Origin of the sequence: Stenotrophomonas sp. JC08 (assembly GCF_052180205.1) — a bacterium.
In the GTDB taxonomy this organism is placed as follows: Bacteria; Pseudomonadota; Gammaproteobacteria; order Xanthomonadales; family Xanthomonadaceae; genus Stenotrophomonas.
In genome coordinates this window covers 1923589-1943875 of the sequence record NZ_CP197473.1, presented here as the reverse complement: position 1 = coordinate 1943875, position 20287 = coordinate 1923589, and the positions used below count along the sequence as shown (strand labels likewise).

General features: G+C 67.8%; 17 protein-coding genes. 9 read left to right on the top strand and 8 right to left on the bottom strand.

Annotation, left to right across the window (positions count from 1 at the left end):
* Nucleotides 1-4 precede the first annotated feature (4 nt).
* Entirely contained in the window at nucleotides 5-1870 is a 1866-nt protein-coding gene (locus tag ACSBPQ_RS08885) for an SUMF1/EgtB/PvdO family nonheme iron enzyme (RefSeq protein ID WP_442684558.1), read from the top strand.
* 66 nt (nucleotides 1871-1936) lie between these two features.
* Nucleotides 1937-2839, top strand: a complete 903-nt coding sequence (locus tag ACSBPQ_RS08880; protein WP_442681835.1) for a M48 family metallopeptidase — start codon at nucleotides 1937-1939, stop codon at nucleotides 2837-2839.
* 174 nt (nucleotides 2840-3013) lie between these two features.
* Here the strand turns inward: ACSBPQ_RS08880 and xseA are convergent, their stop codons facing one another.
* Nucleotides 3014-4381 carry an exodeoxyribonuclease VII large subunit gene (gene xseA / locus ACSBPQ_RS08875; protein WP_442681834.1) on the bottom strand — a complete coding sequence of 456 codons (1368 nt, stop codon included), beginning with the start codon at nucleotides 4379-4381 and terminating at the stop codon, nucleotides 3014-3016.
* A gap of 60 nt (nucleotides 4382-4441) precedes the next feature.
* Nucleotides 4442-5530 carry a tRNA epoxyqueuosine(34) reductase QueG gene (gene queG / locus ACSBPQ_RS08870; protein ID WP_442681833.1) on the bottom strand — a complete coding sequence of 363 codons (1089 nt, stop codon included), beginning with the start codon at nucleotides 5528-5530 and terminating at the stop codon, nucleotides 4442-4444.
* Nucleotides 5531-5553: 23 nt separating this feature from the next.
* On the opposite strand from queG, the gene ACSBPQ_RS08865 reads away from it, so the two are divergent.
* The 6 genes from ACSBPQ_RS08865 (at nucleotide 5554) to ACSBPQ_RS08840 (ending at nucleotide 13094) form a co-directional block, all read left to right on the top strand.
* The gene (locus ACSBPQ_RS08865; RefSeq protein WP_442681832.1) at nucleotides 5554-7026 is read left to right on the top strand and encodes an NAD(P)H-hydrate dehydratase; all 1473 of its coding nucleotides are present in this window, start codon (nucleotides 5554-5556) and stop codon (nucleotides 7024-7026) included.
* 8 nt (nucleotides 7027-7034) lie between these two features.
* A complete protein-coding gene (tsaE, locus tag ACSBPQ_RS08860) occupies nucleotides 7035-7514 on the top strand; it encodes a tRNA (adenosine(37)-N6)-threonylcarbamoyltransferase complex ATPase subunit type 1 TsaE (RefSeq protein WP_442681831.1) in 480 nt (159 codons plus the stop codon).
* An 80-nt stretch (nucleotides 7515-7594) separates the two neighbouring features.
* On the top strand, nucleotides 7595-9157 hold the full coding sequence (locus tag ACSBPQ_RS08855) for an N-acetylmuramoyl-L-alanine amidase (RefSeq protein WP_442681830.1): 1563 nt from the start codon (nucleotides 7595-7597) through the stop codon (nucleotides 9155-9157).
* Between the two features lie 196 nt (nucleotides 9158-9353).
* A complete protein-coding gene (mutL, locus tag ACSBPQ_RS08850) occupies nucleotides 9354-11210 on the top strand; it encodes a DNA mismatch repair endonuclease MutL (protein WP_442681829.1) in 1857 nt (618 codons plus the stop codon).
* A 1-nt stretch (nucleotide 11211) separates the two neighbouring features.
* Complete coding sequence (locus ACSBPQ_RS08845; RefSeq protein WP_442681828.1) at nucleotides 11212-12153, top strand: DUF1684 domain-containing protein; 942 nt, start codon at nucleotides 11212-11214, stop codon at nucleotides 12151-12153.
* 5 nt (nucleotides 12154-12158) lie between these two features.
* A complete protein-coding gene (locus ACSBPQ_RS08840) occupies nucleotides 12159-13094 on the top strand; it encodes a TraB/GumN family protein (RefSeq protein ID WP_442684557.1) in 936 nt (311 codons plus the stop codon).
* A gap of 61 nt (nucleotides 13095-13155) precedes the next feature.
* Here the strand turns inward: ACSBPQ_RS08840 and phaR are convergent, their stop codons facing one another.
* The 3 genes from phaR to gluQRS all read right to left on the bottom strand — a co-directional run bounded on the left by phaR (nucleotide 13156) and on the right by gluQRS (nucleotide 15495).
* Nucleotides 13156-13668, bottom strand: coding sequence for a polyhydroxyalkanoate synthesis repressor PhaR (gene phaR / locus ACSBPQ_RS08835; RefSeq protein WP_442684556.1), 513 nt, complete (start codon nucleotides 13666-13668; stop codon nucleotides 13156-13158).
* Between the two features lie 141 nt (nucleotides 13669-13809).
* A complete protein-coding gene (locus ACSBPQ_RS08830; protein ID WP_442681827.1) occupies nucleotides 13810-14550 on the bottom strand; it encodes a beta-ketoacyl-ACP reductase in 741 nt (246 codons plus the stop codon).
* A 57-nt stretch (nucleotides 14551-14607) separates the two neighbouring features.
* Complete coding sequence (gluQRS, locus tag ACSBPQ_RS08825) at nucleotides 14608-15495, bottom strand: tRNA glutamyl-Q(34) synthetase GluQRS (RefSeq protein WP_442681826.1); 888 nt, start codon at nucleotides 15493-15495, stop codon at nucleotides 14608-14610.
* 95 nt (nucleotides 15496-15590) lie between these two features.
* Here gluQRS and htpX point away from each other — a divergent pair, with 95 nt between their 5' ends.
* Nucleotides 15591-16457, top strand: coding sequence for a protease HtpX (gene htpX / locus ACSBPQ_RS08820; RefSeq protein ID WP_442681825.1), 867 nt, complete (start codon nucleotides 15591-15593; stop codon nucleotides 16455-16457).
* A 262-nt stretch (nucleotides 16458-16719) separates the two neighbouring features.
* Here the strand turns inward: htpX and ACSBPQ_RS08815 are convergent, their stop codons facing one another.
* From ACSBPQ_RS08815 to ACSBPQ_RS08805, 3 genes are read right to left on the bottom strand one after another with little or no spacing between them, the layout of a single operon-like run.
* Nucleotides 16720-18357: a pseudouridine synthase gene (locus tag ACSBPQ_RS08815; RefSeq protein WP_442681824.1), complete on the bottom strand. Its 1638-nt coding sequence runs from the start codon at nucleotides 18355-18357 to the stop codon at nucleotides 16720-16722.
* On the bottom strand, nucleotides 18354-19220 hold the full coding sequence (gene scpB / locus ACSBPQ_RS08810) for an SMC-Scp complex subunit ScpB (RefSeq protein ID WP_442681823.1): 867 nt from the start codon (nucleotides 19218-19220) through the stop codon (nucleotides 18354-18356). The genes ACSBPQ_RS08815 and scpB overlap by 4 nt, the downstream gene beginning before the upstream one ends.
* 16 nt (nucleotides 19221-19236) lie before the next feature.
* Nucleotides 19237-20139 carry a segregation and condensation protein A gene (locus tag ACSBPQ_RS08805; RefSeq protein ID WP_442681822.1) on the bottom strand — a complete coding sequence of 301 codons (903 nt, stop codon included), beginning with the start codon at nucleotides 20137-20139 and terminating at the stop codon, nucleotides 19237-19239.
* Between the last annotated feature and the right edge of the window lie 148 nt (nucleotides 20140-20287).

Below are 20287 nucleotides of genomic sequence, written 5' to 3'. Positions count from 1 at the left end.
GTGCATGGCGATACTGGGGGTCCTGGGCGGCAGCGGATGCCGCCAGGAAGCACCGGTGACGGAGGTCGCCAGCCCGTTGCAGGCCGAACAGGCCGACCGTCTGCCGGCACCATCCCCCGTCAAGGAGCAGGGCGCCCCTGTGCCTGCCGGCCGGGAACCGGACCCGGTGGAGGCGACGCCGCTGCCGCAATGGAAACCGGTGTTGCCGGAGGTGACGGTGGAAACGCTGGACAATGTCCGCCGCCAGGCCGATGCGGCGCTCAAACAGGGCCGTCTCTATGGGGACGAGGAAGCAGCAGTGCCTTTGTATCTGGCGGTACTGGCGCTGAAACCCGGTGATGCCAAGGCCACGCGCGGCGTTGAAATGGCCCGGCAACAGCTGCGCGCGCAGGCGGTCGCCCTGATGGAGCAGCCCGATGACCAGCGCCAGGCACTGGCCGCGGCGGCCGAGCGGATCAGCGTGGCCGTCGCGCTGGCACCGGAGGGCGAGGCGGAGCTGGAGTTGCAGCGGCAGATACAGCTGGCCCGGCGGATCCTGGCGCTCAACCGGGCCGGCGAGTCGGCGGTGCGGCGCGACCAGTTGGGTGAGGCCGGTGGCGGGGCGCTGGAGTATTTCCGCGCGGTGCTGGCGCTGGCACCGGATGACAGCCGTGCGCTGCAGGGGATCGCCGCGGTACAGAGCGGCCTGATCCGCCGAGCGGAGATCGCCGCCGAGCGTGCGGACTTCGAAGCGGCGGCCGGCTTTCTCGCGCGTGCCGCGACGGTGCGTGCGGGTCCGACAGTGCAGGATGCCCGTGTGCGCATCGAGGCGATGCGGCATGCCCAGCTGCTGGCGCTGCGTGACGGTGGCCTGCGCGACCTTGCAACACCGGACGGGCTGAAGGCCGCACGCGAGAAGCTGGAGCAGGCGTTGCGGATCGCGGCGCCGGGCGATGCGGCGGTGGGCGTGTTGCGGGAGCGGATCGATCTGGCCACGCATTACGGCAGTTTCCGCCCCGGCCAGGTGTTCACCGATGCGCTGCAAGGCGGTGGGCGCGGGCCGCAGATGGTGGTGATTCCACATGGCGGTTTCCAGATGGGCGCGACCGATTCCGAGCCCGGTGCCAGCGATGCCGAGCGGCCGCAGCACTATGTGCGTTTTGATCGCGGCTTCGCGCTGTCGATCACCGAAGTCACGGTGGCCCAGTTCGGACAGTTCGTCAGCGCGGCCAACGCCCGGCCGCGCGCGACCCGGCGCGGGCACTCGGTGGTGTATGACGAGCGCAGTGGCAATTTTGTCCGCCGCAGCGGCGTGGACTGGCGCTCGGGCTACAACGGTGCGTCCGCGCGCCCCGACAGCCCGGTGATGCACGTCAGCGTGCGCGATGCCGAGGCCTACGCGGCATGGCTGTCCGAACAGACTGGCCGCTATTACCGACTGCCCAGCGAAGCCGAGTTCGAGTATGCGCTGCGTGCCGGCAGCAGCGGGCGCTACCCGTGGGGCGATGCCGGCACGCCGCCGGAGCTGTCGGGCAATTTCACCGGCAGCAAGGATGTCTCGCCCAGTGGCCGGCACTGGAACAACGCCTTCATCGGTTATGGCGATGGCTACTGGGGGGCGGCGCCGGTGGCGAGCTTCCAGCCCAACGCCTGGGGCGTGCACGATATCGGCGGCAACCTCAGCGAATGGGTGGCCGATTGCTGGCATGCCAGCTACCGGCGTGCACCCGCCGACGGCGCGGCCTGGTTCAACCCGGGGTGCCGGCAGCGGGTGATCCGCGGCGGCAACTGGGCCAATGCACCGGAACAGAGCCGCGCGGCCTGGCGGCAGTCGCAGGATTCGGATGTCACCTCGGCGCGGATCGGGTTTCGCCTGGTGCGTGGTATTTGACGTGGCCTGCGCGGCGGTGCGGGTTACCATCGGCGCTGACCAACCGCTCATAAATGGAACTTCCGCATGCGACAGGATCCTTTCGGCAGCCAGGGCAATGGCAGGCAATCCCGGCGCGGCGGACTGTTCGGCAACATCCGCTGGGTGGTGCTGCTGGGCTTTGCCATCTATGGCGGCTGCTACTACCTGGGCAACCGTTCGGTGGACCCGTATACCGGCGAGAAGGTGCTGATCGACAGCACGCTCGATGCCAGCCAGGAAAAGGCGCTGGGCCTGCAGGCCTACCAGGAAATCCTGTCGCAGGAGCGGCCGGTCGATCCCAACGCGCAGATTTCGCAGCAGGTACGTGAGATCGCCCGGCGGCTGATCGCCAAGGTGGATGTGGTGGAAACCGCGCTGGCGCAGGAGCACGGGCTGCAGCCGCGGCACTTCGCGCGTGATTTCGATTGGGAAGTGAACGTGCTGCAGTCCAACGAGGCCAATGCCTTCTGCCTGCCCGGCGGCAAGATGGCCGTGTATACCGGCCTGATCCCGGTGGCACGCAACAGTGATGCGCTGGCGGTGGTGATGGGGCATGAAATCGCCCACGCGCTGCTGCGCCACGGTGCCCAGCGCATGGCCCAGCAGAAGCTGACGCAGATCGGGCAGATGGCCGGTGCCGCCAGTGGCATGGATGCGCAACAGCAGCAGATGATGATGTCGGCGATGGGGTACGGCTACCTGCTGCCGTATGCGCGCTCGCATGAGACCCAAGCCGACGAGGTCGGACTGATGCTGGCGGCGGCGGCCTGTTTCAACCCGGAAGAGGCGGTGCCGCTGTGGCAGCGCATGGGCGAGGCCAGCGGCGGCCAGGCACCGCCGGAGTTCTCTTCCACCCATCCCAATCCCGGCACGCGCATCCAGAACCTGAGCGCGCTGATGCCCAAGGCGATGGCCTATCGTCAGCAGTTCTGCGAGACGACGCGGTAGGTTTTTACTTCTCCCTCCGGGAGAGGGTGCCCCGAACGGGCGGATACGGGTGCGGACGAAGCCTCACGCACCACGCGTGTTCAAGCGGCGATGTCCTGCTTTTCACCAGCATGGTCATGCGTTCGCCATCACGGTTTCCGGTGTTTCCGCAGGGTGCGGGTTGGTTTCCTGCCCTCACCCCAATCCATCTCCCGTGGGGAGAGGGGCTTTGAAAGCGACGACCTGCACGTCCAGCACGCCGTCGTCCACGCGTGCATGCAAGGTGTCGCCGGCCTGGACCTGCAGGGTCGACCGCACCAGCGTGCCGTCATCGGCACGTGTGAGGATCGAATAGCCACGGGCCACGGTTGCCAGCGGGCTCACCGCTTCCAGCGAACGGGCCAGGCCGCGCAGGTGCAGTGCGTCGCGTTGCAGCTGCCGGCCCATCGCCGCCTGCGCCCGCGGCGCCAGCGCCGCCAGCTTTCCGGCCAGCGCCGCCAGCCGTTGCCGGGGCTGGGCGCCGCGCAGCACGGCAGCGCTCTGGCCCAGTCGGGCCAGACGGCGTTCCTGCTGCTGCCGCCAGGTCGACTGCAGGCGGGTGAAGGCGGCCTGCTGGCGATGCCGCAGCAGGTCCAGGCGTACCTGTGGGCTGTGTGCCTGCAGCCGCAGCGCGGCGCGATCGGCACGCTGCATCGCCTGGCCGAGGGCGTGGGCCTGCAATTGCCCCAGTCGCTGGGCCAGCCGGCGCAGGCGCGTATCCAGGTCCTGCCGGTCCGGCACCAGCAGTTCGGCGGCCACCGAGGGGGTGGGTGCGCGCAGGTCGGCAGCGAAGTCGGACAGGCTGAAGTCGGTCTCATGGCCCACTGCCGACACCACCGGCGTGTCGCTGGCGGCAATCGCGCGGGCCAGCTGTTCGTCGTTGAACGCCCACAGGTCTTCCAGCGAGCCGCCGCCGCGGGTGAGCAGGATCACGTCGTAACGCTTGCTGGTATCGGCCTGCCGCAGCAGCGTGGTGAGCTGGGCGGCAGCGGTTCCACCCTGCACCAGTGCGGGCAGCAGCTCCACTTCCAGCAGCGGGAAGCGCCGTGCCAGCACACTCAGTACGTCACGGATGGCGGCGCCGCTGGGCGAGGTGATCACCGCCAGCCGGCGCACGTGTGCCGGCAGCGGCCGCTTCCGTTCGGGGTCGAACAGGCCTTCGGCCTGCAGTCGCGCCTTGAGTTCGTCATAGGCGCGGCGCAAAGCACCTTCGCCGGCCTCTTCCATGTGGTCGAGGATCAGCTGGTAGTCGCCACGCGCCTCATACAGCGTGAGCCGGCCACGCACCAGCACACGCATGCCTTCGCGGGGGATGAACTTCAGCCACTGGCTCTTGGGCTTGAACATGGCCGCACGCACCTGGGCGCGGGCGTCCTTCAAGGTGAAGTACAGGTGCCCGGATGCCGGCCGGCTGACGCTGCCCAGTTCGGCTTCGACCCAGACCAGCGGGAAGGCGCTTTCCAGCAGGTCGCGCGCAAGCGTATTGAGCTGGACGGGGGTCAGGATGTCGGTACTGCGGTCCATGGATCCGGTGTGGCAACGTTGAAACGGCCGGCCATGGTCGCATGGACGGGCGCTGGCGGCTCAAGGCTCTTCGGTATCGGTGCTGGCGGCGTGGCGTTGCAGCGCCCACTGCACGTGTTCGCGCACCAGTTCGGAGTCATGCGTGCGCCGGCTTTCCAGCGCCTGCAAGGCGGCGGGCGAGGGTGCGGCATTGCCCAGCGCAACGGCGATGTTGCGCAGCCAGCGTTCATGGCCGCTGCGGCGGATCGGGCTGCCTTCGGTACGCTGCAGGAATTCGTCCTCCTCCCAGGCGAACAGCTCCGGCAGGGTGGCGGTGTCGAGGTTGTTGCGGGCGCGGAAGTCCGGCTCGTCGGTGCGCCGGGCGAACTTGTTCCAGGGGCAGACCAGCTGGCAGTCGTCGCAGCCGTAGATGCGGTTGCCCATCAGCGGGCGCATCTCCAGCGGGATCGCGCCTTCGTGTTCGATGGTCAGGTAGGAGATGCAGCGGCGTGCGTCGAGCCGGTAGGGGGCGATGATCGCCGCGGTCGGGCACACCTCGATGCAGCGCGTGCAGGTGCCGCAGTGGGCGCTGGCCGGCGCGTCGATCGGCAGCGGCAGGTCGACATAGATCTCGCCGAGGAAGAACCACGAGCCGCCGTCGCGGTCGATCAGGCAGGTGTGCTTGCCGATCCAGCCCAGTCCGCCGTTGCGTGCCAGCGCGCGTTCCAGCACCGGCGCTGAATCGACAAACGCGCGATAGCCGAACGGGCCGATCTCGGCGGCGACGCGGTCGGCCAGTTTCTGCAGGCGGTTGCGCATCAGCTTGTGGTAATCGCGGCCCAGCGCGTAGCGGGCGACATAGGCGCGCCCGGTATCGTCCAGCGTGGCCCAGGCTTCGGCATCGTCCTTGTGGCCGTAATCCAGCCCCACCGAGATCACCCGCACGGTACCGGGCAGCAGTTCCTGCGGCCGTGCGCGCATCGCGCCGTGGCGCGCCATCCACTCCATCGTTCCGTACAGACCCTTGCCGAGCCAATCGAGCAGGTGCGCCTCGTCCTCGCCCAGTTCGATCCCGCTGATGCCACAGCGCTGGAACCCCGCCTCGCGGGCCAGCTGGCGGATGCGCAGCGACAGTTGCGCGGGAGTGGGAGTGTTGAGGGTGTCAGCCATGCCGCAAGTATAGAATCGGTCGCATGTACGAGCTTCCCGCCCTGTTCGATACCGCCGCCGCGCGCCGCATCGATGCCCGCGCCGCGCAGCTGTCTGCCGATGAGGGCGAGGCGTTGATGCAGCGGGCCGGGCAGGCGGCGTGGCAGTGCGTGTTGCAGCGTTGGCCGCAGGCACGACGCATCGTGGTGCTGTGCGGCCCCGGCAACAACGGTGGCGACGGCTATGTACTGGCCTTGCTCGCTCGGCAGTCGGGGCGGCAGGTCAGCGTGCTGCATCTGCCCGACACCGCGCCGCGCACGCCGCTGGCACAGCGCGCCTGCACCCGCTATCTGGCGGCGGGCGGGCATGTCGAGGTGACGGCCGACTGCCTGCGGCAGGCCGATCTCATCGTCGATGCGTTGTACGGCATGGGCCTGACACGCGCGCCGGAGATGGTGGATGCGGCGCTGATCGAGGCGGTCAATCATGTGCCGGCGCCGGTACTCGCGCTGGATGTGCCCAGCGGCGTGGAAGCGGATACGGGCAATGTGCCGGGTGCGGCGATACGCGCGGACTGCGTGTTGCAGTTCATCGTGCCGCACCGCGGGCTGTATACCGGTGCGGCGCTGGACTACAGCGACGAACGCCTGCTGGACGGTCTGGATGTGTCACCAGCGGCATTGGAAGGTGTTGCACCGGCCGCATGGCACTGGGACGCCGCCCGTTTGGCAGCGCAGTTGCCGCGACGGCGTCCGGATACCCACAAGGGGCGCTCCGGGCACGTGCTGTGCATCGGTGGCGACCACGGCAGTGGTGGCGCGGTGATGCTGGCCGCCGAGGCGGCATTGCGCAGTGGCGCGGGGCTGGCGAGCGTGGCCACCCGTGGTGCGCATGTCGCCCCCTTGCTGGCGCGTTGTCCGGAAGCAATGCCGCATGTCGTTGATGATGTCCAAGGCGTGCTGCCACTGCTGGCACGCGCCGATGTGATCGCACTGGGGCCGGGCTTGGGCCAGGGCGAATGGGCGCGCGGCCTGTACGCGGCGGCGCTGGCCAGTGGCAAGCCGCTGGTGGTGGATGCCGATGCGCTGAACCTGCTCGCCGCCAGTCCGCAGCCCCTGCCGCAGGCGGTGCTCACCCCGCATCCGGGCGAGGCTGCGCGTCTGCTCGCCACCGATACCGCCAGCGTGCAGCGCGACCGTTTTGCGGCTGCACAGGCGCTGGCAAGCCGCTACTCGGCGGTGGTGGTGCTGAAAGGCGCCGGCACCGTCGTGGCGGCGCCGGAGCAGGTGCCACGGCTGATCGCGGCGGGCAATCCCGGCATGGCCGTGGGTGGGATGGGCGACCTGCTGACCGGCGTGATCGCCGCGCTGCGGGCCCAGGGGCTGCCCGGCTTTGACGCGGCCAGCAGCGGCGCATTGCTGCACGCCCTGGCCGGTGATGCGGCCGCGTTGGATGGCGAGCGCGGGCTGTTGCCGCGCGACCTGCTGCCGCACCTGCGCGTGCTGGCCAATCCATAATGGCGGGCATGATCGAACTGATACTTCCTGATGCCGAAAGCACCGACCTGCTGGGTCGGGCGCTGGCGCAGACCCGTCCGGCCACCGCCGTCGTCCACCTGCAAGGCGACCTCGGTGCCGGAAAATCCACGCTGGCCCGCGCCCTGCTGCGTGCGCTGGGCGTGCAGGGCGCGATCCGCAGCCCGACCTATACCCTGATCGAGCGTTACCCGCTGCCGTCCGGCGAGGCCTGGCATCTTGATCTGTACCGGATCGGCACCGCCGGCGAACTGGACTTCCTCGGCCTGGACGAGGGCAGTGCCGACCTGTGGCTGGTCGAGTGGCCCGAACGCGGGGAGGGCGGCCTGCCGCCGGTGGACTTGGTGATCGCGCTGGAAATCGCCGGAAACGGACGTCGGGCAAGGCTGCAGGCCCGCAGTGCCGCCGCCGAGGCATGGCTGGGACAGCTGCGTGAAATACCCGACTTGCAGGCCCTTCCTGTCTCCTGACAACAGGAAGGTGTGGCAGGTTGCGGATTATTAAGGGAAAACCTATTGCAATTATCGAAATGTGATGATTGAATCCGCGCATGACTACGGGAAACCGCCTGTTCGCATTGACTGTCGCCGTCGCCGGATTCTGTCTGGCCGGTGCCAGCGCGTGGGCGGGTGAGATCCGCAGCGTCAACCTGGACAGCGGTGCTACCGGCACCCGCGCCGAAATCCAGCTGGCTGGCGGCGGCAGCTACAAGACCCTGAGCCTGTCCACCCCGAACCGCCTGGTCGTCGATTTCCCCGATTCGACCGCCGTGCGTGGCCTCAAACTGCCGGCCGCCGCCGGTGTGGTCACCGCGGTACGCACCGGCAATCCGACACCGGGCACCTTCCGGGTGGTATTCGATCTGGCCGAGTCGGTGACGGCTTTCAAGCCGCAACTGCAGGGGCAGGGGGCGACGTCGGCGCTGCTGATCGAATGGCCCGGCGAGGCGCCGGCACGCGTACCGGCTTCCGGCACTGTCGCCGCGGCTTCTTCCACCGCACCCGCCTCGACCACGACCGTGGTTCCCGCCTCCGCACCGACCCCGACGGCGACGCCGGAACAGCTCAGCGCCCAGGCACGTGCCGAGGCCGCACGGGCCACCGCGGCCCTGACTGCGGCGGTCCAGCAGCAGGCCACTGTGCCGGCACCGGCGCCGGAATCGGCCGCCAAGAGCGGGCAGCTTTCACCCGCCGCGATCCTCAATGGTCAGGGTGCCGCTCCGGCCAAGGCGACGGTGGCCAGCGCGACTCCGGCCCCTGTCGTTGCCGCACCGGCCCCGGCAGCCGCCACGCCGGCACCGCGTCCGGCCATGCCCAGCGATGCCTCGCGTATCCGCATGCAGCCGGGCATGCGCACACTGGTGGTGGCGATCGATCCCGGTCACGGTGGCCAGGATCCGGGTGCTGTCGGTCCGACCGGCAAGCGCGAGAAGGACGTGACGCTGGCGGTCGCCCGCGAGCTGGCCCGACAGGTCAACGCCACGCCCGGGCTGCGTGCGTTCCTGACCCGCGACACCGACGTATTCATCCCGCTGCCGCATCGCGCGCAGCGAGCGCGTGCGGCCAAGGCCGACATCTTCATCTCGATCCATGCCGATGCGGCGGAAAACCGCTCGGCGACCGGGTCGTCGGTGTATGTGCTTTCGACCAAGGGTGCCTCCTCGCAACGCGCGCGCTGGCTGGCGGACAAGGAAAACGCGGCCGACCTGATCGGTGGCGTCAGCCTCAACCGCACCGAGGGCACGCTGGCCAACGTGCTGCTGGACCTGGCCCAGAGCGGTAACATGAAGGCTTCCGAAGACGCGGCCAGCCATGTGCTGGGCGGCCTCAAGCGGATCGGCAACAACCACAAGCCGAACCTGGAGCGCGCCAACTTCGCCGTGCTGCGCACTTCCGACATGCCGGCGATGCTGGTGGAAACCGCCTTCATCTCCAATCCCGACGAGGAGCGGCGGCTGGTCGATCCGGCCTACCAGCGGCGTATCGCCGGGGCCGTGCTCGATGGTGTGCACACCTTCTTCAGCCGCCAGCCGCCACCGGGGACGCTGTTCGCCGCGCGGGCGCAGGCGGAAATGGACGCGGCGGCCGGTACCGTGGCCGGCGGCAGCAAGTAAGGCCGGGGCGTCGTGGGGCCGCCGGCGTGGCGCAAGTTGCGGTTGGCCAGCGTCGCCGATAGCTCCTCTGATACCCGAACCGGCCCGGTGAAAGGGCGATGCTCGGCTATCATCTGCATATGCATGATGTCTGTCTGATCATCCCTCGTTTTTCCTCCGCCTCACCCGCTTCTCCGTGTTCGCAGGAGGCTGCGGCATGAGTTCGATCCGTCCGCTGCCGGAAATCCTGATCAACCAGATCGCCGCCGGTGAAGTGGTCGAGCGGCCCGCCTCGGTGGTCAAGGAACTGGTCGAGAACGCGCTCGATGCCGGTGCCACCCGCGTCGATATCGACCTGGAAGAAGGCGGTGTGCGGCTGATCCGTATCCGCGACAACGGCGGCGGCATTGCCGCCGACCAGTTGCCGCTGGCGGTATCGCGGCATGCCACCAGCAAGATCGCCAGCCTGGATGATCTGGAAGCGGTGGCGACACTGGGCTTCCGTGGCGAAGCGTTGCCGTCTATCGCCTCGGTCAGCCGTTTCAGCATGGCCTCGCGCCAGGCCGATGACGAGCATGGCGCGGCCCTGCAGGTCGAAGGTGGCCGGCTCGGCGAGGTGATGCCGCGCGCGCATGCGCCGGGCACCACCGTGGAGGTGCGCGAGCTGTTCTACAACGTACCGGCACGTCGCAAGTTCCTGCGCGCAGAACGCACAGAGCTGGGCCATATCGAAGAATGGCTGCGCTCGCTGGCGCTGGCGCGGCCGGATGTCGAGTTGCGGGTGTCGCACAACGGCAAGGCCTCGCGCCGCTACAAGCCCGGTGACCTGTATTCGGATGCGCGGCTGGGGGAAACGCTGGGTGAGGATTTCGCCCGGCAGGCGCTGCGCGTGGATCACAGTGCGGCCGGGCTGCGCCTGCATGGCTGGATCGCGCAGCCGCAGTATTCGCGGGCCAGTACCGACCAGCAGTATCTGTACGTCAATGGCCGCTCGGTGCGCGATCGCAGTGTCATCCATGCGGTGAAAATGGCCTATGGCGATGTGCTGTATCACGGTCGCCAGCCGGCCTATGTGCTGTTCCTGGAGCTGGATCCGACCCGGGTGGACGTCAACGTGCACCCGGCCAAGCACGAAGTGCGTTTCCGCGATGCGCGGCTGATCCACGACTTCGTCTATCGCACGCTCAAGGAAGCGCTGGCCGAAACCCGCGCTGGCATGGAACCGGCCGCGATGGCGCCAGGGTATCCGGCGCATATGGCCGCGCAGGCCACGCCTGCGGCAGGTGCTTACGGTGGCGGTTATGTGCTGGGCCGCCCGCCCGGCAGCACCGGCGTGGGAAGCAACGGCAACTGGCAGGCGCGGCAATCCCCGCTGGGCCTGCAGGTGGCCGAGGCGCCGTCGGCCTATGCCGCGTTGTATTCCGGTCCTGCCGGCGATAGCCTGCAGACGCCCGCCCAGGCGCTGCCGGCAACGGCTGCAGACAGTGACGTGCCGCCCTTGGGCTATGCCATCGCCCAGTTGCACGGCATCTACATCCTGGCCGAGAACGCCGAAGGCCTGATCGTGGTGGACATGCATGCCGCGCATGAGCGCATCGGCTATGAACGGTTGAAGACCGCGCATGACGGCATCGGCCTGCATGCGCAGCCGTTGCTGGTGCCGATCACCCTGGCGGTGGGCGAGCGCGATGCCGATGTCGCCGAGCGCGAGGCGGCAACGCTGGCCGAGCTGGGTTTCGAGATCACCCGCTCCGGGCCGGGCTCGCTGCATGTGCGCAGCATCCCGGCGCTGCTGGCCAATGCCGAGCCGGAAGGGCTGCTGCGCGACGTGCTCACCGACCTGCGCGAGCATGGCCAGAGCCGGCGCATCGCCAGTGCCCGTGACGAGCTGCTGTCGACGATGGCCTGCCACGGTGCGGTACGCGCCAACCGGCGGCTGACGCTGCCTGAAATGAACGCCCTGCTGCGCGACATGGAGATCACCGAGCGTTCCGGGCAATGCAACCATGGCCGCCCGACGTGGGCGCGTTTTTCTCTGGCTGAAATTGATCGCTGGTTCCTGCGGGGGCGTTGAGATGAGACTTTGGGGAAGTGCGGCGCTGGTCGTCGTGATGCTGGTCGCCGGTTGCGGGGACAGGGACGAGGCGCTCGCGCCGGCACCGGCCAAGGTCGATGCCGGCTTCAAGCGTGAAAACCAGCTGTGGCGCGAGCAGCGCCTGACCGAACTGTTGATGGTCGATGGCTGGACCAGTCTGGTCGGCCTGCACTGGCTGGAACTGAAGGCGCACTACATCGGCAGCGGCAGCACCAGCGGCATTCGCCTAGCGGTGGGGCCGCCCCGCATGGGCATGGTGTCGCGCGAAGGCGGGGCGCTGTGGTTCACCCCCGAGCCCGGTGTGAGCCTGCAGGTGGAGGGCCGGCCGCTCAAGGAGCGCATCCGCTTTTACAGCGACGCCGAGGCCGAGCCGACCGTGATCCACTTCGATGACGGCAAGGGCGCGCTGAGCCTGATCCAGCGCGGCAGCCGCCATGCGTTGCGGGTCAAGCACGCCGATGCACCGGCGCGCATGCGCTTCACCCATCTGGACTACTGGCCGCTGGGCCCGGACTGGCGCATTACCGCACGGTTCGTTCCCCACGCTGCCGACAAGACCCTGCCGATTGTCGATATCACCGGCACCACCACCGCGCAGGCCAATGCCGGTGTAGTGGAGTTCGAGCGCGAGGGCCGCACCTGGCGGCTGGAAGCGCTGGGTGAGCCGGGGCGACCGCTGCAGATCATCTTTGCCGACCGCAGCAGCGGCCGTGGCAGTTATGCCGCCGGCCGCTATATCGATCTGGAGGTGCCGGATGCGAACAGCCAGGTGGTGGTCGACTTCAATCGCGCCTACAACCCGCCGTGTGCGTTCACGCCCTTTGCCACCTGTCCGCTGCCGCCGCCGGAAAACCGCATGGACCTGCTGGTCGAGGCGGGCGAGAAGGCTTATGTGACCCCAAGCGACGAGGTGACCGAATGAAGTGGATGATGCGCACGGCAGGAATGCTGCTGGCTGCGGCCATGCTGGTGGCGCCGCTGGCGGCCGCCCGTCCGGCACCGCCGGACGTGAAGCCGGACGCCCAGGCGCCGCCGGTGCCGCTGCTGTGGAAGGTGTCAGGTACGCAGGGCAGCGCGCTCTACCTGCTCGGGTCGTTCCACCTGCTCAAGCCCAGCGACTATCCGGTGTCCAAGGACGTGGACCAGGCGTTCTCCAGCGCCCAGCGGGTGGTGTTCGAACTGTCATCGGAGGAGATGAACTCGCCGGCGCTGGCGGCGCAGATGCTGCAGGCGGCGGTACGCACCGATGGCCGCCTGCTCAAGGACGATCTCGATGCGGACACCTGGCAGCTGCTGCAGGACTGGGCCAACGACAACAGCATGCCGCTGGACCGCCTGTCGGGGCTCAAGCCGTGGTTTGTCGGCCTGACGGTCAGCATCGCGCAGATGACCCGGCAGGGGCTGGATCCGCAGTCCGGCCTGGACCGCCACCTGATGGAGCAGGCACAGAAGGCCGGCAAGCCGGCGACCGGCCTTGAGAGCGCTGCCGCGCAGATCCGCATGCTCGATGGCATGGGGACCGAAGAGCAGCGCCAGCTGCTGCGTGAAGCGCTTGAACTGGCCGGCAAGGGCGACGAGCAGAGCCAGCGCCTGCACGATGCCTGGCGGCGCGGCGATGCGGACCTGCTGTGGCGCGACATGGCTGTCGAAATGAAGCGGCAGTATCCGGACCTGTACCAGCGCATCAACGTCGATCGCAACGATGCCTGGTTGCCGCTGTTGCAGCCGTGGTTGCAGGCCGGGCAGGGCGACACCCTGGTGGTGGTGGGCGCGCTGCACCTGCTGGGCGAGGATGGCGTGGTCGAGAAACTGCGTGCGCAAGGCTACAAGGTCGAGCGCATCTGCAGCAGCTGCAAACGCTGAACCAATCGCAAGGCGGCAGACAAAAAGAAGGCCGACGCTTGCGTCGGCCTTCTGCTGTGGGTCAGCGTTTGCTGCGGGTCTTGCCCGGTGCCGGCGGCGGCTCGGCCGGTTTGCCCGGGGCGCCCGGCGGACGGCCGAAACCGGCGCCCATGTTGCGCTGGAATTCCTGCCACAGCTCCAGGTTGCGTTCGGTGAGCTGGTTCATCATCGCCCACGGTGCCTGCCCGAGCAGGTTGCCCATCTGCTGGCGGAACTGCTGCTGCTGGTCGAGGAACACCTGCATGCTGCGTTCCAGATAATTGCCCATGAAGCCCTGCAGCGAATCGCCGTAAAAACGGATCATCTGGCTCAGCAGCTGGGTGGACAGCATCGGTTCGCCGTCCTGCTCCTTGTCGGCGATGATCTGCAGCAATACCGAGCGGGTCAGGTCCTCGCCGCTCTTGGCATCGCGAACTTCGAACGTCTCGCCGTCCAGGATCAGCTGGCGGACATCCTCGATGGTGATGTAGCTGGAAATCTCGGTGTCGTAGAGTCGGCGATTGGGATACTTCTTGATGATGCGGGTCGCAGCCATTAAGCAGGTACTCATCACGGTCAGGCGTCCAGCATGGCGCAGTGCAACAGGGCTTGCAACCGCCAAAAGTACAGGTTGCAGGCTGGAAAGCACGGTTTTTATGTTGCGCAGCACGACCTGTGGCCGGCTGCAGCATGGCACTCACCAGCCCATGTGGTGGCCGCCGTTGATGTCCAGGTTCGAACCGGTGATCCACGCCGCCTCTTCGGCGACCAGGAAGGCCACCGCATAGGCGATTTCCCCGGGCGTGCCGAGGCGTCCGGTGGGAATGTCGGCGATGATCTTGGCGCGCACTTCCTCCGGCACCGCCATCACCATGTCGGTGGCCACGTAGCCCGGCGAGATGGTGTTGACGGTGATGCCGAAGCCGGCGTTCTCGCGCGCCAGCGAAATGGTGAAACCGTGCATGCCAGCCTTGGCCGCGGCATAGTTGGCCTGGCCGTACTGGCCCTTGAGGCCGTTGATCGAGCTGATCTGGATCACCCGGCCCCAGCCGCGCTTGCGCATGCCTTCGATCACCGGACGGGTGACGTTGAACACCGAATTGAGGTTGGTGTTGATCACCTCATGCCATTGTTCGGCGGTCATGCGGTGGAAAGTGGTATCGCGGGTGATGCCGGCATTGTTGACCAGGATCTCCACCGGCCCCAGCTGCGCTTCCACCGTCTGGATCAGCTCGCGGCTGCTTTCCGGACCGGCGACATCGCCTTCGAACAGGGCGATGTCGTAGCCCTCGGCCTGCATCTTCTGTTGCCACTGCCGGGCCTTTTCCGCATTGCGGAAGTTGCTGGCAACCCGGTGCCCTTGATCGGCAAGCCGCTGGCAGATGGCCGAGCCGATACCGCCAGTACCACCAGTGACCAGTGCAACGCGAGATGTCATGGGCAACGCTCCAGGGCGAGGGACGCAGGGGAGCCGGTGATTCTAATGAAACTGCGCTCAGCCCGGGGGAATGTCGCCGGGCTTTGGTGCGGCGGTACGCAGTCGCGCCGGCTCGAAGCCGGCCGCCGCCTGTTGCAGCAGCTCCGGCAGGGTGGTGGCCGTCTCCAGCCGGGACGGCGACTGGCCCAGTGCGGTCCACAACCAGCGCAGCACCGGCAGCGGCTGGCGACCATCCACCGGCAGCGCCGCCAGCGATTTGGAAAGCTTGTGGCCGTTGGCATCTAGCAGCAGCGGCAGGTGCAGGTAGTGCGGCGTGGGCAGGCCGAGCGCCTGCTGCAGCAGGATCTGCCGCGGCGTGGAGTCGAGCAGGTCGGCGCCGCGCACCACGTGGGTGATGCCCTGTTCGGCGTCATCCACCACCACTGCCAGCTGGTAGGCCCAGCAGCCGTCGGCGCGCAGCAGCACGAAGTCGCCGACCTCGCGATCCACCGATTGCTCGAAACAGCCCTGCAGGCCATCGTCGAAGCCGATGTGGCTGCCATCGGCCACCCGCAGGCGGATCGCCGGATGCGGGCGCTCGCGACCGGCGACGCATTGACGGTGGATGCCCTGCTGGCCGGCCAGGTCGGTGCGGCTGCAGTGGCAGCGGAAGGCCTTGCCTTGTGCCAGCAGGCTGTCGATGGCTGCGCGATAGAGTCCGTGGCGCCGGCTCTGGTAGACCACCGGCAGATCCGGGTGCAGGCCGAAGGCGGCCAGCGTGGCCAGTTGCGAGTCGGCCGCACCGGTCACCTCGCGTGGCGGATCGACGTCCTCGATGCGCACCAGCCATTGGCCGCCGGCATGGCGTGCCAGCAACCAGCTGCCGAAGGCGGCCAGCAGCGAGCCAGGATGCAGGGGACCGGTGGGAGAGGGCGCGAAACGGCCGCGGTAGGAGGAAGAAATCATCGAAGCTGAATCCTCGCGCGCACGGGTGCTTGAATTCAAGCGGTCCGAGCCGCAGATTTACCGCACTTTCCCATGCACATGGATATCTCCCCCTCATGCTTACCCGTATCGGGCTGTTTCTTCTGACCAACCTTGCGGTGCTTGTGCTGGCAAGCGTTGTCATGTCCCTGCTGGGCGTGAACTCCTCGCAGATGAGCGGCTTGCTGGTGATGGCCGCGATCTTCGGTTTCGGTGGTTCCATCATCTCGCTGCTGCTGTCCAAGTTCATGGCCAAGCGCGGTACCGGCGCGGTGGTCATCACCGAGCCGCGCAACCAGACCGAGCGCTGGCTGCTGGATACGGTGGCGCGCCAGGCCAAGGCCGCCGGTATCGGCATGCCGGAAGTGGCGGTGTACGACGCGCCGGAAATCAACGCCTTCGCCACCGGCGCCAACCGCAACAACGCGCTGGTGGCGGTGTCCACCGGGCTGCTGCACAACATGAGCGAGGACGAGGCCGAAGCGGTGCTGGGCCATGAGATCGCCCACGTCGCCAATGGCGACATGATCACCATGGCGCTGCTGCAGGGCGTGCTGAACACCTTCGTGATCGTGCTGGCACGTGTGGTCGGCGGCGTCATCGACAGCGCGCTGTCGGGCAACCGCGAGGGCGGTGGCCGTGGATTTGCGTACTACATCATCGTGTTCGTGCTGGAGATGGTGTTCGGTATTGGTGCCACGATGATCGCGATGTGGTTCTCGCGTCGCCGCGAGTTCCGTGCCGACCATGGTGGCGCCACGCTGGCCGGCCGGCAGAAAATGATCGCCGCGCTGGAGCGTCTGAAGCTCAACCACGGCCAGAGCACGCTGCCGGCGCAGATCGCCGCCTTCGGCATTGCCGGTGCCACCGCCAAGAAGCTGTTCCTGAGCCATCCGCCGCTGGATGAGCGCATCGCCGCGCTGCGTTCCTCGACGGTGGTCTGATCGATTCCGGTCAGCCGGTAACAACAACGGGCAACAGCAAAATGCCAGTCAGCCGACGCTGACTGGCATTTTTCGTTGGGGCCCATGGAATCGGGGTGGGACGCTCAGGTGCCGGGAAGGTGGGGGACGCCGTCGTATGCCTTCAGACAAACCGGTAAAAACAAAGGGGAGCGTGTTGCCCACGCTCCCCTTCGATCCACGCAGATGGTCAGCCCGCCTGGCTGGCTGCTGAAGCCATTGGCGGAGCGTTCTCTTTCAGCAATCAGGCGCCGCGAGGGCCACGATTGCCACCGCCACCGGGACGACCACCACCGCCGGGGCGACCAGCGCCACCGGGGCGATTGCCACCCGGACGCGGGCCACCGCTGGGACGGCCACCGGGACCTCCCGGGCCGCGACCCGGGCCACCGGAGCGTGCGCCGCCGCCGGGACGAGCGCCAGCCGGCCGTGCATTGCCATAGGGGCTGAAGCCCGGATTGGCGTGATCGGACGGGAAGCTCGGGGCATTGCCCGGATGACCGTACGGATGCGCCTTGCGCGGCTGGCCCTGGCCGGCACCTGCGCCGCCCTGCGGACGGCCCTGACCCGGGCCACCCCGTCCGGGGCCACCGGTGCCTGCGCCGGGGCGCGGCTTACCGTACGGACGTGCTGCACCGCCGCCGTCGGGACCACGGCCCGGGCCACGGCTGCTGGTCGGGCCGGCGTTGCGGTGCCCACTCGGACCGGTGCTGACGCCGTCGGGCACGTACCAGGTGCGGAATGCGGCCGGGTTGCCATCCGGCAACGGCTTCGGGCCACGTTCGGTGCGCTGCTTGAACGGCTTCTGCGACTGCTTGGCTGCTGCTTCGCCGCTGACGGTCAGGCCGCCCTTGAAGCCGCCACCCTTGCCGCCGCGACCGCGGCCGCGATCTTCACGCAGGTTGTCGAAACGACGCAGTTCGCGGCCTTCATCGGCGCTGTTGTGGCCATTGACGTAGGCATTGCCGCGGCCGCCATCACGCGACACGCGCACGGTGGTCTTGGCGGCACGGCGCTGGCCGATCACCGGCTGCAGGGTCAGGGCGGACGGCGTGCCTTCTTCCAGCTTCAGCTCGGTGCGCAGCGCTTCGACCTGCTTGACCGGCAGCTCGACCGACTGGCCACGCAGCAGCTCCCGCGGCAGCTCCACCTTGCCGTAGCGGGTGCGCTTGAGGCGGCTGACCTGGCAGCCCTGCGATTCCCACAGGCGGCGCACTTCACGGTTGCGGCCTTCCTTGACCACCACGCGGAACCAGTCGTGCGAATCGGTGCCGCCGATGCGTTCGATCTCGTCGAACTTGGCCGGGCCGTCTTCCAGTGCGACGCCACGGGCGAGGCGGTCGACGAGGTTGTCGGGCACCTTCTCCTCACCTTCCGGCGCACGCACGCGCACCACGTATTCGCGTGCGACCTCGAAGGACGGGTGCATCATCGCATTGGCCAGTTCGCCATCGGTGGTCAGCAGCAGCAGGCCGGTGGTGTTGATGTCCAGGCGGCCGATGGCGATCCAGCGCGCGCCCTTGAGCGGCGGCAGCGCCTCGAACACGGTCGGGCGGCCTTCCGGATCTTCACGCGTGGTCACTTCGCCTTCGGGCTTGTTGTAGACCAGTACGCGCGCCGGATCGGTCAGCGCGCTGGCAACGAAGCTGCGGCCATCGAGCTCGATCTTGTCGCCGCTCTTGATCGACATGCCGGTCTGTGCGGTTTCACCATTGACCTTGACCAGGCCATCGGCGATGCGCTGTTCCAGCGCGCGGCGCGAGCCGAGGCCGGCCTGTGCCAGCACCTTGTGCAGGCGTTCTTCCAGTTTGGGCTGTTCGGTGGTGGCTTCGCGCTTGAGCGAGAGCTTGTTCAACGACGGCTTGCGAGGGGTGTCACTCATTCTGTTTGGCTCCGACCGGCGTTTTCCGCGTCGGCCTCTGGTTCGGAATCGGCTACTTCAACAGCCACGGACGTCGTCGCGACGGCGTTGTTTTCGGTGTCTTCCACTTCCGCCACGCGCTCTCCCGGCGCGGCATCGGGTTCGCCCGTGAGGGCGGTATCGGTTGCGACGGCTCCGGTTTCCGGGACTGTCGCGGGATCTGTTGCGGTGTTGCTTGCGGCTCCGGGGGTCCCGGTGGCCGCGGTGGTGCTGGATCCGTCTGGCGGACTGATGCCGGCGGGCAGTGGCGCGGCCGGCTGGCCGTCGTCGCCCAGTGGCAGCTGCGGCTCCAGTTCACCCAGGTCACGCAGCTCCGACAGCGGCGGCAGTTCGTCCAGGCGCTTGAGCCCGAAATAATCGAGAAAGCCCTTGGTGGTGCCGAACAGCGCCGGTTTGCCGGGCACGTCGCGGTGGCCGATCACGCGGATCCATTCGCGCTCTTCCAGCGCCTGGATGATATTGCTGCTGACCGCCACGCCACGCACCTGTTCGATCTCGCCACGGGTGATCGGCTGGCGGTAGGCGATCAGCGCCAGGGTTTCCAGCGTGGCGCGGGTATAGCGGGTCTTGCGTTCGGTCCACAGCCGCGCCACCCAGTCGTGCACCTCGGCAGTGATCTGGTAGCGGAAGCCGGAGGCGACCTCCACCAGTTCCACGCCGCGCCCGCTGCAGCCTTCGGCCAGCAGCTCCAGCGCCCGTTCGACGCTGCCCGGCGGGGCCGGTTCGTCTTCCGGAAACAGGGCCTGCAGTTGCGCCAGCGTCACCGGCTGGCTGGACGCCAGCAGGGCGCCTTCGATGATGCGGTTGATCAGAGGTTGATCCATGCGACGGAGTGGTTGCTCAGGCGGGGTCGAGGGCGTCGGCGTCATCGAATTCGCTCGAAAACTGCAGCGGTGCGTTGGTGTTGCCGGCGGCCAGTGATTTGACGTAGATCGGCGCCAAGGGCGCTTCCTGCACGATGTCCAGCAGCTGTTCCTTGGCCAGTTCCAGCAGTGCCAGGAAGGTGACCAGGACGCCGAGCTTGCCTTCCTCGGCGGTGAACAGCGTTTCAAAGCGGTAGAACTTGCCGTCTTCCAGATAGCTGAGCACATCGCCCATGCGCTGGCGCACGCTCAGTGCCTCGCGCTTGATTGCGTGGCCGCTGAACAGCTCGGCGCGCTTGAGCACGTCATGCAGCGCCATCAGCATGTCTTTCAGTTCGACCGGCGGCGGCAGCTTCACCGTCGCCCGGTCCGGCACGAAGGCATGGGCGATGCTGGTGTCGCGATCCTGCCTGGGCAGGGTGTCGATGTCCTCGGCGGCCTGCTTGAAACGCTCGTACTCCTGCAGGCGGCGCACCAGTTCCGCGCGAGGATCGGCTTCCTCGCCATCCTCGACGGGCGGGCGCGGCAGCAGCATCCGCGATTTGATCTCCGCCAGCATCGCGGCCATCACCAGGTATTCGGCCGCCAGCTCGAAGCGCAGCTCCTGCAGCACGTTGATGTAGTCCACGTACTGCCGGGTGATTTCGGCGACCGGGATGTCCAGGATATCCAGGTTCTGCCGGCGGATCAGGTACAGCAACAGGTCCAGCGGACCTTCAAAGGCATCGAGGATGACTTCCAGCGCATCCGGTGGAATGTACAGATCCTGCGGAATCTGCAGCACCGGCTGACCATGCACCACCGCCAGCGGCATTTCCTGCTGCTGCGGAAAAACAGGCGGCGCTGGCGTGTTCGCGTCGTGCGCGAGTTCGGAAGTCATCAGGTCGACATCGGGTATTGCAGAGCGGTACGCGTTCCAGGTTCCCGCCCGGATACGGCGCTGTCCTCGTTATTGCGAGCCAAACACGCCTGCGAGGCGTGCGTATACATAACAACAGGTGGGCGCGCCGCAGATTTGCGGCAGCGTC

Excerpts from the sequence above, each read along its gene's own strand:
- mutL (WP_442681829.1), top strand. The coding sequence starts at position 9,354 with ATGAGTTCGATCCGTCCGCTGCCGGAAATCCTGATCAACCAGATCGCC.
- ACSBPQ_RS08805 (WP_442681822.1), bottom strand. The coding sequence starts at position 20,139 with ATGACTTCCGAACTCGCGCACGACGCGAACACGCCAGCGCCGCCTGTT.
- ACSBPQ_RS08865 (WP_442681832.1), top strand. The coding sequence starts at position 5,554 with ATGTACGAGCTTCCCGCCCTGTTCGATACCGCCGCCGCGCGCCGCATC.
- phaR (WP_442684556.1), bottom strand. The coding sequence starts at position 13,668 with ATGGCTGCGACCCGCATCATCAAGAAGTATCCCAATCGCCGACTCTAC.
- ACSBPQ_RS08815 (WP_442681824.1), bottom strand. The coding sequence starts at position 18,357 with ATGAGTGACACCCCTCGCAAGCCGTCGTTGAACAAGCTCTCGCTCAAG.
- ACSBPQ_RS08880 (WP_442681835.1), top strand. The coding sequence starts at position 1,937 with ATGCGACAGGATCCTTTCGGCAGCCAGGGCAATGGCAGGCAATCCCGG.
- gluQRS (WP_442681826.1), bottom strand. The coding sequence starts at position 15,495 with ATGATTTCTTCCTCCTACCGCGGCCGTTTCGCGCCCTCTCCCACCGGT.
- tsaE (WP_442681831.1), top strand. The coding sequence starts at position 7,035 with ATGATCGAACTGATACTTCCTGATGCCGAAAGCACCGACCTGCTGGGT.
- ACSBPQ_RS08830 (WP_442681827.1), bottom strand. The coding sequence starts at position 14,550 with ATGACATCTCGCGTTGCACTGGTCACTGGTGGTACTGGCGGTATCGGC.
- scpB (WP_442681823.1), bottom strand. The coding sequence starts at position 19,220 with ATGGATCAACCTCTGATCAACCGCATCATCGAAGGCGCCCTGCTGGCG.
- xseA (WP_442681834.1), bottom strand. The coding sequence starts at position 4,381 with ATGGACCGCAGTACCGACATCCTGACCCCCGTCCAGCTCAATACGCTT.
- queG (WP_442681833.1), bottom strand. The coding sequence starts at position 5,530 with ATGGCTGACACCCTCAACACTCCCACTCCCGCGCAACTGTCGCTGCGC.
- ACSBPQ_RS08885 (WP_442684558.1), top strand. The coding sequence starts at position 5 with ATGGCGATACTGGGGGTCCTGGGCGGCAGCGGATGCCGCCAGGAAGCA.
- htpX (WP_442681825.1), top strand. The coding sequence starts at position 15,591 with ATGCTTACCCGTATCGGGCTGTTTCTTCTGACCAACCTTGCGGTGCTT.
- ACSBPQ_RS08855 (WP_442681830.1), top strand. The coding sequence starts at position 7,595 with ATGACTACGGGAAACCGCCTGTTCGCATTGACTGTCGCCGTCGCCGGA.
- ACSBPQ_RS08840 (WP_442684557.1), top strand. The coding sequence starts at position 12,159 with ATGATGCGCACGGCAGGAATGCTGCTGGCTGCGGCCATGCTGGTGGCG.
- ACSBPQ_RS08845 (WP_442681828.1), top strand. The coding sequence starts at position 11,212 with ATGAGACTTTGGGGAAGTGCGGCGCTGGTCGTCGTGATGCTGGTCGCC.